Origin of the sequence: Aeromonas sp. S15(2024), from assembly GCF_041402265.1 — a bacterium.
GTDB classification, from domain to species: Bacteria; Pseudomonadota; Gammaproteobacteria; order Enterobacterales; family Aeromonadaceae; genus Aeromonas; species Aeromonas dhakensis.
Genome location: NZ_JBGLQY010000001.1, coordinates 110,522 through 122,828, shown reverse-complemented (window position 1 = coordinate 122,828; position 12,307 = coordinate 110,522). Strand labels below are relative to the sequence as shown.

10 protein-coding genes are annotated in these 12,307 nt (G+C 62.3%); 5 read left to right on the top strand and 5 right to left on the bottom strand.

Features of this window, described 5'->3' with window-relative positions; translation table 11 throughout:
• Positions 1 to 52: 52 nt before the first annotated feature.
• Positions 53 to 610 (bottom strand): NUDIX domain-containing protein, encoded by a 558-nt coding sequence (locus ACB033_RS00590; protein ID WP_139723866.1) that lies wholly within the window; start codon positions 608 to 610, stop codon positions 53 to 55.
• Between the two features lie 6 nt (positions 611 to 616).
• The gene (locus tag ACB033_RS00585) at positions 617 to 1,417 is read right to left on the bottom strand and encodes a DUF2989 domain-containing protein (RefSeq protein ID WP_017766725.1); all 801 of its coding nucleotides are present in this window, start codon (positions 1,415 to 1,417) and stop codon (positions 617 to 619) included.
• Positions 1,418 to 1,627: 210 nt separating this feature from the next.
• On the opposite strand from ACB033_RS00585, the gene ACB033_RS00580 reads away from it, so the two are divergent.
• Both ACB033_RS00580 and ACB033_RS00575 read left to right on the top strand, forming a co-directional pair.
• Positions 1,628 to 3,058: a glyceraldehyde-3-phosphate dehydrogenase gene (locus ACB033_RS00580; RefSeq protein ID WP_139723868.1), complete on the top strand. Its 1,431-nt coding sequence runs from the start codon at positions 1,628 to 1,630 to the stop codon at positions 3,056 to 3,058.
• 40 nt (positions 3,059 to 3,098) lie between these two features.
• On the top strand, positions 3,099 to 3,392 hold the full coding sequence (locus tag ACB033_RS00575) for a YeaC family protein (protein ID WP_010633068.1): 294 nt from the start codon (positions 3,099 to 3,101) through the stop codon (positions 3,390 to 3,392).
• Positions 3,393 to 3,640: 248 nt separating this feature from the next.
• On the opposite strand, the gene ansA is transcribed toward ACB033_RS00575, so the two are convergent.
• Entirely contained in the window at positions 3,641 to 4,648 is a 1,008-nt protein-coding gene (gene ansA, locus ACB033_RS00570) for an asparaginase (protein WP_005297986.1), read from the bottom strand.
• 513 nt (positions 4,649 to 5,161) lie between these two features.
• Between ansA and gltS the strand changes: the two genes are divergently transcribed.
• The gene (gene gltS / locus ACB033_RS00565; protein WP_005297985.1) at positions 5,162 to 6,361 is read left to right on the top strand and encodes a sodium/glutamate symporter; all 1,200 of its coding nucleotides are present in this window, start codon (positions 5,162 to 5,164) and stop codon (positions 6,359 to 6,361) included.
• 185 nt (positions 6,362 to 6,546) lie between these two features.
• Here the strand turns inward: gltS and ACB033_RS00560 are convergent, their stop codons facing one another.
• Entirely contained in the window at positions 6,547 to 8,418 is a 1,872-nt protein-coding gene (locus ACB033_RS00560; protein WP_017780299.1) for a methyl-accepting chemotaxis protein, read from the bottom strand.
• Positions 8,419 to 8,672: 254 nt separating this feature from the next.
• Between ACB033_RS00560 and prfB the strand changes: the two genes are divergently transcribed.
• Both prfB and lysS read left to right on the top strand, forming a co-directional pair.
• Positions 8,673 to 9,771 (top strand): peptide chain release factor 2 gene (gene prfB, locus ACB033_RS00555; protein WP_099358782.1). Its coding sequence is split into 2 segments (ribosomal slippage): positions 8,673 to 8,747 and positions 8,749 to 9,771, totalling 1,098 coding nucleotides; the frame shifts between segments, so codons are not numbered across the junction.
• Positions 9,772 to 9,795: 24 nt separating this feature from the next.
• Positions 9,796 to 11,331: a lysine--tRNA ligase gene (lysS, locus tag ACB033_RS00550; RefSeq protein WP_139398153.1), complete on the top strand. Its 1,536-nt coding sequence runs from the start codon at positions 9,796 to 9,798 to the stop codon at positions 11,329 to 11,331.
• A gap of 132 nt (positions 11,332 to 11,463) precedes the next feature.
• Here the strand turns inward: lysS and ACB033_RS00545 are convergent, their stop codons facing one another.
• Positions 11,464 to 12,270 (bottom strand): PhzF family phenazine biosynthesis protein, encoded by an 807-nt coding sequence (locus tag ACB033_RS00545; RefSeq protein WP_139723870.1) that lies wholly within the window; start codon positions 12,268 to 12,270, stop codon positions 11,464 to 11,466.
• Between the last annotated feature and the right edge of the window lie 37 nt (positions 12,271 to 12,307).

Below are 12,307 nucleotides of genomic sequence, written 5' to 3'. Positions count from 1 at the left end.
AACGCAAAAAAACCGCCAATCGGCGGTTTTTTTTATGGCGTGGTGAAAGAACTCAGCCCAGCAGGCCGGCACCGTGCCAGTGCTGCAGTTCGGCCAGCACCCGGGTCTCCCGCGCCGTCCACTGGGGGCAGGAGCCCGCCAGCTGGGTCTTGTTGGTCTGCAGCGCCTCGGCCAGCTCGAACCAGCCAGGGGTGAAACCGAGCCTGATCTCGTAGGGCTGGGGCCGCGGCTCGCTCCAGTTCTCCCCCACCTGACAGAGGTAGTAGAAGGAGCGGATGCAGTAGGCGTCGTAGTCGGCCTCGCGGGCCGGACGGTACTCCCGCGTCTGCCCGAGCAGGGCGCCGACCGCCACCAGCTCGGCGCCACACTCTTCGCGCAGCTCGCGGGCCAGGGCCGTATTGTGGCACTCCCCGTGCTCGATGCCGCCACCGGGAAACATGAGATCGCCGTTGACGCTGGAGTGCACCAGCAGCAGCTGGTCGCCACGCAGCACGACGGCCCGGACGGTGACCCGCTCCAGCTGGCGGCCATCCGTGTTGACCCGGCCGTGGGTGAGCCGGATATCGAAGGGGTGAGGCCAGTCGCTGGCCAGAGGTTCAATGTGGTTCATCAGGATTCAGGGACGATAGGTTCCGCTTTTCAGCTGTTCGACCAGGATGGCGGCCTGGCTGTCCAGCCCCTCCTGCTGTTGTTTGCTCAGGGAGTGGTAGAGGCTGAAACGGCTGGCCGACACCTCGGCGGCGTTCTGGAACGACTCGCTCACCTTGCCCCACAGATAGGCCTGCCCGTACTCCTTCTGGCCCATGTAGAGGGTGCTGAGGGAGGTAAGGATGCGGCCGTTCACCTGATCCCCTTCCCGGTAGAGAGAGAGGGCGTGCTGCATCAGCGCGATGGCCTTTTGCGGCTCACGCTTGGCATAGATGCCCCCGAGCGCCAGCTGCAGTTCAGGCTCTTCAAGCGCGGGCTGCCCCTCCAGCGCCAGAAACTGCTGGCGGGCCAGCTCGTTGGTGTTGTTGGTCCAGTGCCAGAGCAGCAGATAGGGATCCTTGGCATTGCGGGTGGCGGCATCGAGCTGGGCCAGCTGGTCGCCAGCCGCCAGCATCCCCTCCACCCGCGGGCTCTTCTGCTCGCGGGCATTCTTGTACTCGATGTTGGTGGAGCGTTCGGCACATTTGAGGTAGCGCTCCAGGTTGCGCATCAGCTCATACTTGCGCCGATCCGTCCCCTCCTCCTTGAGATAGAAGCGGCTGCGAATGATGTCGGTACGCTCGTAGCGGCACCAGCCATCGTCTACCAGATCCTGACAGAGCTCGGGATGGTTGCTGCAAATATTGTGGATCCGGTCGTCATTGCAGCCCGCAACGGCAAGGCCGACGGAAAGCATGATGAAGGTCTGTCGCAGGGGCAAATTGGCCATGGCTCACATCTTGTTGAAAACGCAGGTTGATAACAACGGGAGCCTCGAGCGGCCACCTACGGCTAGCAAACCGGTTACATATCCATTACAATGCGCGCGCCGTATAAGGCCGCGACTGCAGAATAATATAACGAAATATACACCCCTACACTGATCTGCATTCGACGAATTTCTATTTGCCCCAACAACGTGAAATAAAGGATCTGGTTAATGACCCACGAGCACTATCTGCAGGCGTGGCAGGAGAGCCAGGAGCTCGCCGAAGCCATGCAACCCCTGATCGGTCGCCTCTACCGTCAGCAAGGGATCGAGATCACCATCTTCGGACGCCCGCTGCAAAACGCCTCCACCATCGATATCCTCAAGGCCCACCGGGTCGTTCGCCGCCACCAGGGAGCCCCCCTCCCGATCCAACAGAGCTTTCCCCTGCTGCAAGCCATCCTGGCCCTGAACCCGACCGCTGCCGAGATCGATCTGGGCAAACTGGCCGTGGGTTACTGGCAGGATCACCAGGATGAAGCCGGCATCGACGACTACCTGCGTGCCAAGCTGGCACCGGCCCTGGGTCGCGGCGTACCGGCTCCGACCGACGTGGTACTGTACGGCTTCGGCCGCATCGGCCGTCTGCTGGCCCGGTTGCTGATCGAGCGCACCGGCGCCGCCAACTCCCTGCGCCTGCGTGCCATCGTGGTGCGCGGTGGCCGCGACGGGGATCTGGAGAAGCGTGCCAGCCTGCTGCGCCGTGACTCGGTGCACGGCCCCTTCAACGGCTCCATCGAAGTGGATAGTGAACGCAGCGCCATCATCGCCAATGGCACCTTCATCCAGGTTATCTATGCGAACAGCCCGGCCGACATCGACTACACCGCCTACGGCATTCACGATGCGCTGATCGTCGACAACACCGGCGCCTGGCGTGACGAAGCGGGTCTGTCCGAGCACCTCAAGGCGCGCGGCGCCGCCCGGGTGCTGCTGACCGCTCCCGGCAAGGGGGAGATGAAGAACGTGGTGTTCGGGGTCAACCACCAGGTGATCACGTCTGACGATCGCATCATCTCCGCCGCCTCCTGCACCACCAACGCCATCACCCCTGTGCTCAAGGTGATGCAGGACAAGTACGGCATCCGTCACGGTCACGTGGAGACGGTCCACTCCTACACCAACGATCAGAACCTCATCGACAACTATCACAAGGGCGAGCGGCGCGGTCGCAGCGCGGCCCTCAACATGGTGATGACCAGTACCGGCGCCGCCAAGGCGGTGGCCAAGGCGCTGCCCGAGCTCAAGGGCAAGCTGACCGGCAACGCCATCCGGGTGCCCACCCCCAACGTGTCGCTGGCCATCATCAACCTGTCGCTGGAGCAGACCACCGATCGGGAGAGCCTCAACGTCTATCTGCAGCAGATGGCGCTGAGCTCCGCCCTGCATCGCCAGATAGACTTCAGCGCCAGCACCGAGCTGGTCTCCTCCGACATGGTGGGCTCCCGCTTTGCGGGCATCGTCGACTCCCAGGCCACCATCGCCGAGGGGGATCACTGCGTGCTCTACGTATGGTATGACAACGAGTTCGGGTACAGTTGTCAGGTAGTGCGGGTGATGGAGCAGATGGCTGGCGCAGTTCGCCAGGATCTGCCGGTCTGATCCCGATTCGTCATGGCTCAATGTGCAAGGAGAAGGCCGGATGTCGTTTCAACAAGGTGAGTTTTTGCAAGCAATCAGGCAGATGCCCGCAGAGGTGTACGAACGCCTCAAGACGGCGGTCGAGCTCGGCAAGTGGCCCGATGGCAAACCGCTCACCGACGAACAGAAGGCCACGTCGTTGCAGGCGGTAATGGCCTGGCAGGCGATGCACCTTGAGAACCCTGAGCACATGAACATCGGCCGTGACGGCGAGATCGTGATGAAGAGCAAGAGCGAGCTCAAGCGTCAGTATCGCGACGAGGAAGAGATAGTGCGGGTCGACCTCAGCCACTGAGGTAGGCCGCACGTCACCTATCGCGGTAACGGAACGAAAGAGGGGAGCCATTATGGCTCCCCTCTTTTTTATCTCTGCAGAGTGATACCCCTCATCCCCGGCCCTTCTCCCGCCAGGGGAGAAGGGAGCAGGCTCGCAGCTGCGAACCGTAAGCGGGCCACCTGCCGGCGATCTTCATGGCAAGCTTCGCGGCCAACAGCACCTCGAGCTATCCCCTCTCCCGCTGGGAGAGGGTGAGGGGGAACCAGTCAGGGGGTCAGCTCACCACGCAGGGACTGCTGCATCAGCTCGCGGATGCGCGGCGCCGGCAGATCCTGGCTCAGCAGGAAATGCAGCTTGGTCAGCGCCGCCTCGGCGGTCATGTCGAAGCCCGAGATGACCCCGGCCCGCGACAGGGCGTTGCCGGTGGCATAGCCCCCCATGTTGACCTTGCCGTGCAGACACTGGCTCAGGTTGACGATGATGACGCCACGGGCCGATGCCTCGGAGAGCAGCGCCAGCATGGCCGGATTCTGCGGCGCATTGCCCACCCCGAACGAGAGCAGGATCAGCGCCCGCACCGGCTGCTGCAGGATGTTCGCAATCACCTCGGCCGAGATGCCGGGATAGAGGGTCACCACGCCGATGGGCTGGGGGGTGATGTCGTGCAGCACCAGCGGCCGCTCGGAGGGCACGCCCAGCTCGCCTGCCTCCAGCGAGATGGCGATGCCGGCGTTGAGCAGCGGCGGGTAGTTCGGCGAATCGAAGGCGTGGAAGCCGTCGGCGTGCACCTTCTTGCTGCGGTTGCCGCGATAGAGCTGGTTGTTGAAGAACAGCGTCACCTCGTGGATCGGGTAGTTGGCCGCGATGTAGAGGGCATTGAGCAGGTTCTGCTGACCGTCGGAGCGCAGCTCGGCCAGCGGGATCTGGGAGCCGGTGATGATCACCGGCTTGTGCAGATCTTCGAGCATGAAGGAGAGCGCCGAGGCGGTGAACGACATGGTGTCGGTGCCGTGCAGGATGACGAAACCGTCGTATTTCTCGTAGTTGTCACGAATGTCCTCGGCGATGCGCTGCCAGTCCGCCGGCGTCATGTCGGAAGAGTCGATGAGGGGCGCATATTCGTGAATATGGTAATCCGGCATCTCGGGACGATGGAACTCGGGCATCCGCGCCAGACAGTCTTCCATGAAGCCCGCCATCGGCACATAGCCGTGGTCGGAACGCTGCATCCCTATGGTGCCGCCTGTGTAGGCGATATAGATGGACTTCTTCACACCCTCTCCTCTTTGATGGGCACAACAGCCGCGAATCGTGGCTCAAACGGGACGAAACGGTGGCATAGACTGCCTGCCGCATTCGCCATGGGCCGAAAGCCCGCACATGATAGCGCGCCAGGCCGCCGGCTCACATCCCACCAGTGCCGTCCGCGGGCCAAAAACCGCCGAATTATAGGGACTGGTGCCCCAAATGACAGCCAGGAAATAGCCCTCACCCCGGCTTGCACCGCGACCAACCCGATAGTGTTAAATTTCACAACAAACACAATGAGCGACCATTTATCTGACAAATGTGGATATAAGTGGTGTTTTTTGCTACTATCCGCTCGATTTTTCATAAATCTCATCTGGATGCCTGATCAATTCAGGCCCGCACCGGTCCCATTCTTACGTGGGGCGGGGGCATGGCGCCCCTTCTTTGTTGGCACCTGAGCCACACTGTTTTTATCCCGGCTGAATCTGTGAGTCTGCATCAACGAAAGACACAGCCAATCAACATGGGAGTACTGAATGCTACAACTTGATTCCTACGCCACCCTGGTCGCAGCCACCCTGGTGTTGCTGCTCGGTCGTCTGCTGGTGACCCGAGTCGGGCTGCTGCGCACCTTCAACATCCCCAAACCGGTTGCCGGCGGCCTGGTGGTCGCCCTGGTGCTGCTGCTGCTGCGCTCCACCCTGCAGATGGAGCTGCAGTTCGATACCAGCCTGCAAACCCCGCTGATGCTGGCGTTCTTCGCCTCCATCGGTCTCTCCGCCGATCTCGCCAGCCTCAAGCGCGGCGGCAAGGCGGTGCTCACCTTCCTGCTGGTGGTCACCGGCCTGCTGCTGGTGCAAAACAGCCTGGGGGTGGGTCTGGCCACCCTGCTCGGCCTGGATCCCCACATGGGGCTGCTGGCCGGCTCCATCACTCTCTCCGGCGGCCACGGCACCGGGGCGGCCTGGGGTGCCACCTTCACCGAGAAGTACGGGGTGCAATCCGCCGCCGAGCTCGCCATCGCCTGTGCCACCTTCGGCCTGGTGCTGGGGGGCCTGATCGGTGGTCCGGTGGCCCGCTATCTGGTGAAGAAGGTGCAGGTGCCCGGCGAGGAGCACAACCGGGACGATGCGCCACAAGGCTTCGAGATGCCGGACATGGAGCGCCCGCTCACCACCTTCAGTCTGATCGAGACCCTGGCGCTGATCGCCATCAGCCTGAAGGGGGGCGAGATGCTCTCCGCCTACCTCAAGGGCGGCGCCTTCGAGCTGCCGGTGTTCGTCTGCGTGCTGTTCGTCGGCGTGCTGCTGCGCAACGTGCTGACTCTGCTCAACTGGCACGAAGTGAGCGACCGCGAAGTCTCCCTGCTCGGCAACGTCAGTCTGTCGCTGTTCCTGGCGATGGCGCTGATGAGCCTGCGACTGTGGGATCTGGCCAACCTGGCGCTGCCCATCTTCATCCTGCTGGCGGCCCAGACCGTGGCCATGGCGCTCTACGCCATCTTCGTCACCTTCCGGGTGATGGGCCGCAACTATGATGCGGCCGTGCTGGCAGCGGGCCACTGCGGCTTTGGTCTGGGGGCCACCCCCACCGCCATCGCCAACATGCAGGCCATCACCCAGCGCTTCGGTCCCTCCCACCTGGCGTTTCTGGTAGTGCCCATGGTGGGCGCCTTCTTCATCGACATCATCAACGCCATGGTGATCAAGCTGTTCCTGGCACTGCCCTTCCTGTAATTCATTTCCCGTCAGACGTATATGAACAGAGCCCACCCCCTGGTGGGCTCTGCCATTTCTGCTCGCCAGCTTCTCTGCACCACTTCCTTCATGGATAGCCGTGGCGAGACCCATAAACAAAAAGCCCCGCACTCGGCAGAGTGCGGGGCTTGGTCATGGCGGCCGTGTTCGCCGCGTTCAAGCACTTACAGGATAAAGGTCGAGACCTGCTTGTTCAGGTCGGTGGCCCGCCCCTTGAGACTCTCGGCCTGATCCAGATCGCGCATGGCGGCGGCGGTGATCTCGTCACTCACATCCTTGATGGCGGTGGTGTTCTGGGTGATCTCGCCGGTCACCTGGGTCTGCTCCTCGGCGGCCGTGGCGATCTGGCCCGCCATGTCGGAGATGAGGCTGACTGCCTGGGTGATCTCTTCGAGCGCAGCGGCGGCGGCATCGGCGTCTTTCACGCTGTTGTCCGCCAGCCCCTGGCTGGTCTGCATCAGGCTAACCGCACGGGCCGTGGTCTGCTGCAGGGTCTCGATGGTGGACTGGATCTCCTGGGTGGAGTCCTGGGTACGGCGCGACAGCACCCGCACCTCGTCCGCCACTACCGCGAAACCGCGACCCTGTTCACCGGCACGGGCCGCTTCGATGGCGGCGTTCAACGCCAGCAGGTTGGTCTGCTCGGCGATGCCCTGAATGGTGGAGAGGATGCCGGAGATAGCCTGGGCGTGGCGGCTCAGCTCGCCGATCACCTCGGTCGCCTGCCCCACTTCCTCGGCCAGACCGTTGATGGACTGACGGGTCTGGTTCACCAGCATCTTGCCCTGCTCACTGCTCTGGGCGGACTGCTGGGCCGCGGCGGCAGTGTTCTCGGCGTTGCCGGCGATCTCCATGGTGGCGCTCGCCATCTCGGTGACGGCGGTGGCGACCATGGTCACCTCCTGCTGCTGGCGCTGCAGCTCGTCCACGGCGGCCTGGTTGGTCACCAGACTGCGCTCGGCATCGGCGTTCAGCTCGTTGGCCAGCTGGCGGATGTTGCCGATCAGCTGGTGCTGGCTGCCGACGAAGCGGTTGAAGCTGTTGGCCAGCTGACCCACCTCGTCGTTGGTGTCGATCTTGATGCGCTGGGTCAGATCGCCGTTACCGTCGGCGATGCGGGCCAGGGCCTGGGAGACCTTGCCGAGCGGGCCGAGCAGCAGGCTGACCAGCCAGGAGATGGCGAGGATGCTGCCCACCAGCACCAGCAGGGCCAGGCCGAGCTGGGTCATCAGCAGGGAAGAGAGCGGCGCCTCCAGGGTCTCCTTGTCCAGCACCAGCACCAGCTCCCAGTCGGTGTCTGGGATATCCACCGCCCACAGCAGCTTGTCGCGCCCTTCGCCGTCGAAGTAGGCCGGCACCAGACTGTTGCTGGTCTTGCTCTGTTCGATCAGGGCATTGGTCAGATCGTTGTCGATCTCGGTGGCCGGTTTCATCGCCTTGGCCGCGTCCTTGTAGGCGATGACGGTGCCGTCCTTGTGCATCATGATGGCGAAACCGTCGGCCGGCAGCTTCATCTTGGTGACGTCTTCCACCAGGGAGGCGATGGAGAGGTCGCCACCGACCACGCCACCCTGCGCCGGCTGGGCCAGGGTCACCACCATGATGTTGTAGGCCACGTCAAGGTAAGGCTTGGTGACGATCATGCCGCCCTTGCCCATCGCCTCCTGATACCAGCCGCGGGAGCGGGGATCGTAACCGTCACGATTGATGGAGGGATCGGAGTCATTCATCTTGCCGCTGCTCTCGCCAAAGTAGGTGAGCTGGAAGCGGCCGGAGACTTGCGCCTGTTGCAGGGCGTTGAGGGGTTCGGCACCGGCCTTGTTGCCGAGCGCCTGAATGACGTCGCGACGGGCCGCGAGCCAGTCACTGACGCTGGCGGCCTGCTGGTTGCCGAGGCGCTGCACCTGTTCCTGACTGCCTTGCAGCAACAGGGACTTCTGGCTGGTATAGCTCTGCCAGGAGAGCAGCAGGATCACCAGCGAGAGGGCGATGACCACTGACAACAGTATCTTCTGCTTGAGTGATAGATTTTTCATCATGCGTTCTTCTTATGGAGGTCAGGAACAGGATTTCCCAAAAAGTGCACAGCACTGCGTAGTTATTAACGACCCGTCGGCACAAAACTGAACCGGAAAATGGGGCGGTGGGCGATATTTTCCACCGAGTTGGGGAAAACTGCACCAGAAATTGACTACCGGGCACGCACAAGGACAGCCGACCCTGTTTATTCCTTCCACAATTGGCTAGAATATCCCGTTTTTAAATCACATCGACCCCGAGAGTTTTCACGATGTTTGAAGTCAATCCTGTATTAAACAAGCTTAAGGAGCTGTCTGAGAGGACCGAGCTGCTTAGGGGGTACCTTTGACTATGACGCCAAGAAAGAGCGTCTAGAAGAGGTCAACGCCGAGCTGGAACAGCCGGATGTATGGAATGAACCCGAGCGCGCACAGGCGCTGGGCAAGGAGCGCGTCGCGCTGGAAAACGTGGTCGGCACCATCGACACCCTGACCCAGGGTGCTGACGACGTGGCCATGCTGGTCGAGCTGGCCGTGGAAGGCGAAGACGAAGATACCTTCAACGAAGCCGTGGCCGAAGCCGACGTGCTGGAGTCCAAGCTGGTGGACCTCGAGTTCCGCCGCATGTTCTCCGGTCAGCACGATCCCTCCGACTGCTACATCGACATCCAGTCCGGCTCCGGCGGTACCGAAGCCCAGGACTGGGCCAACATGGTGCTGCGCATGTACCTGCGCTGGGGCGATGCCCACGGCTACAAGCCCGAGCTCATCGAATGCTCCGAAGGCGACGTGGCCGGCATCAAGTCCGCCACCATCAAGTTCACCGGTGAGTACGCCTTCGGCTGGCTGCGCACCGAGACCGGCGTGCATCGTCTGGTGCGCAAATCACCGTTCGATTCCGGTGGTCGTCGCCACACCTCGTTCTGCTCCGTGTTCGTCTACCCCGAGATCGACGATGACATCGACATCGAGATCAACCCGGCCGACCTGCGCATCGACGTCTACCGTGCCTCCGGCGCCGGTGGTCAGCACGTCAACCGGACCGAATCCGCGGTACGTATTACCCACATTCCTACTGGGGTCGTGGTACAGTGCCAGAACGATCGTTCCCAGCACAAAAACAAAGATCAGTGTATGAAGCAGCTGAAAGCCAAGCTCTACGAGCTGGAAATTCAGAAGCAGAATGCCGAGAAGCAAGCCCTCGAAGAGACCAAGTCCGACATCGGCTGGGGCAGCCAGATCCGTTCCTATGTGCTGGATGATGCGCGCATCAAGGATCTACGTACCGGCGTCGAAACCCGCAACACCCAGGCGGTACTCGACGGCGATCTGGACAAGTTTATCGAAGCTAGCCTGAAGTCAGGCCTGTAAAAAAACAGAACAGCAGGAATCACCATGTCTGAACAAACCACCACTCCGGAAGTCGACCAAACTCTCGAACTGAACAACGAGATGCAGGAGCGTCGTTCCAAGCTGGCCGCCTTGCGCGCCCAGGGCAACCCCTTCCCCAACGACTTCCGTCGTGACCACCTCTCCGGCGATCTGCACGCCGAGTTTGGCGACAAGAGCGCCGACGAGCTGGCCGCACTGGGTAAACGGGTGAAGATTGCCGGTCGCATCATGACCCGCCGGATCATGGGCAAGGCGTCTTTCGCCACCCTGCAGGACATGGCAGGCAAGATCCAGGTCTACGTCACCCGTGACGACCTGCCGGAAGGCTTCTACAACGAGCAGTTCAAGAAGTGGGATCTGGGCGACATCGTGGGTGTCGAAGGTACCCTGTTCCGCACCAACACAGGCGAACTCTCCGTTCACGTCTCCGACATTCGCCTGCTGACCAAGGCCCTGCGCCCGCTGCCCGAGAAGCACAAGGGTCTGACCGACCAGGAAGCCCGCTGCCGTCAGCGTTACCTGGATCTGATCGCCAACGAAGAGTCCCGCAAGACCTTCGTGACCCGTACCAAGGTCGTGGCCGGTATCCGCAAGTTCCTGAACGACAAGCGCTTCATGGAAGTGGAAACCCCCATGATGCAGGTCATCCCGGGTGGCGCCTCTGCCCGTCCGTTCATCACCCACCACAATGCGCTGGACATCGACATGTACCTGCGTATCGCTCCTGAACTCTATCTGAAGCGTCTGGTGGTCGGTGGCTTCGAGCGTGTCTACGAGATCAACCGCAACTTCCGTAACGAAGGTATCTCCGTTCGCCATAACCCCGAGTTCACCATGCTCGAGTTCTATATGGCCTACGCCGACTACATCGATCTGATGGATCTCACCGAAGAGATGCTGCGCACCCTGGCGCAAGACATTCTGGGCGACACCAAGATCCGTTACGCCAAAGAGGGCGAAGAGGGCCTGACCATCGATTTCGGTCAGCCGTTCCAGCGCCTCTCCATGGTTGACTCCATCCTGAAGTACAACCCGGATGTGACCCGTGACGATCTGGCGACCCTGGAGAAGGCCACCGCCGTCGCCAAGCACCTGCACATCGAGCTGATGAAGAGCTGGGAGCTGGGCCACGTGATCACCGCGATCTTCGAAGAGACCGTGGAGCACATGCTGCTGCAACCGACCTTCATCACCGAGTACCCGGCCGCCGTCTCTCCGCTGGCCCGTCGCAACGACCAGAACCCGGACGTCACCGACCGCTTCGAATTCTTCATCGGTGGCCGCGAGCTGGCCAACGGCTTCTCCGAGCTGAACGATGCGGAAGATCAGGCCGAGCGCTTCCAGGCTCAGGTTGACCAGAAAGCCGCCGGCGATGACGAAGCCATGTTCTACGACGCCGACTTCGTCACCGCGCTGGAACACGGTCTGCCGCCGACTGCCGGTCAGGGTATCGGTATCGACCGTCTGGTGATGCTGTTCACCAACAGCCACACCATCCGCGACGTCATCCTGTTCCCGGCTCTGCGTCCACAAAAGTAAGCGCCGCAGAAACAGGGCCGCAACAGCACTGCTGCCGTCCATGACAATCAAAACGCCCCGCCACTGCGGGGCGTTTTTTATGGTAGGCACAAACCGGTGTGGCGAACGCTCAAGCCGCCGTCAGTCTCGCGCTTATGAGGCTGGTGGCAGCAGCCACTCCCCCTGCCACAAGGTGACGGCCTGACCGGCCATCAGCACCCTATCTCCCTGCAATTCAAGCCGCAGCTCCCCACCCCGGGCCGAGATCTGGCGGGCCCGCAGCTGCTGTTTGCCTAGCCGTTCGGCCCAGAAGGGCACCAGAGCGCAGTGGTTGGAGCCGGTCACCGGATCCTCGTCTACCCCGACCCAGGGGGCGAAGTAGCGGGAGACGAAGTCATGGTCCGGATCGCGCGAGGGCGCCGTCACCATCAGGCCGCGACCGGGCAGCGCGCGCAGGGCCTGAAAATCTGGGCTGAGCGCGCGGACCTCCTCCTCGCAGGCCAGCTCCAGCAAGAACTTGGCGCCGGCCGCCAGGGTTTGCAGCGGCCGGCAACCGACCGCAGCCATATAGGCGGGATCCAGAACGAGCGGCACCGGGGCAATGCGCGGGAAATCGAGCCAGATCCACTCCCCTTCGCGCCGGGCCAGCAGCTCGCCGCTGCGGGTCTCGAAGCCAATGACCTCATCCTCAGCCACCGCCCCCGTCTGCCACAACACATGGGCCGCCGCCAGGGTGCCGTGACCGCAGAGATCCACTTCCAGCTCGGGGGTAAACCAGCGCAACTGGTAGCGGGCCCGGCCCAAAGGCACCAGAAAGGCGGTCTCCGACTGGTTGAACTCGGCCGCCATGGCCAGCAGGGTGGCATCCGGCTGGCTTGGCCCCAGCGCCACCACCGCCGGGTTGCCGCCAAAGGGGTGCCGGCTGAAGGCATTGACATGAAACAAGCTGATGATCGACATTCACGCTTCCTGTGTGGGTAATACGGGCTCATTCATC

Bases quoted from the DNA above. Each gene is read 5' to 3' on its own strand.
- ACB033_RS00545 (WP_139723870.1), bottom strand. From the start codon at position 12,270: ATGTCGATCATCAGCTTGTTTCATGTCAATGCCTTCAGCCGGCACCCC.
- ACB033_RS00590 (WP_139723866.1), bottom strand. From the start codon at position 610: ATGAACCACATTGAACCTCTGGCCAGCGACTGGCCTCACCCCTTCGAT.
- gltS (WP_005297985.1), top strand. From the start codon at position 5,162: ATGCTACAACTTGATTCCTACGCCACCCTGGTCGCAGCCACCCTGGTG.
- ACB033_RS00585 (WP_017766725.1), bottom strand. From the start codon at position 1,417: ATGGCCAATTTGCCCCTGCGACAGACCTTCATCATGCTTTCCGTCGGC.
- lysS (WP_139398153.1), top strand. From the start codon at position 9,796: ATGTCTGAACAAACCACCACTCCGGAAGTCGACCAAACTCTCGAACTG.
- ACB033_RS00580 (WP_139723868.1), top strand. From the start codon at position 1,628: ATGACCCACGAGCACTATCTGCAGGCGTGGCAGGAGAGCCAGGAGCTC.
- ACB033_RS00560 (WP_017780299.1), bottom strand. From the start codon at position 8,418: ATGAAAAATCTATCACTCAAGCAGAAGATACTGTTGTCAGTGGTCATC.
- ACB033_RS00575 (WP_010633068.1), top strand. From the start codon at position 3,099: ATGTCGTTTCAACAAGGTGAGTTTTTGCAAGCAATCAGGCAGATGCCC.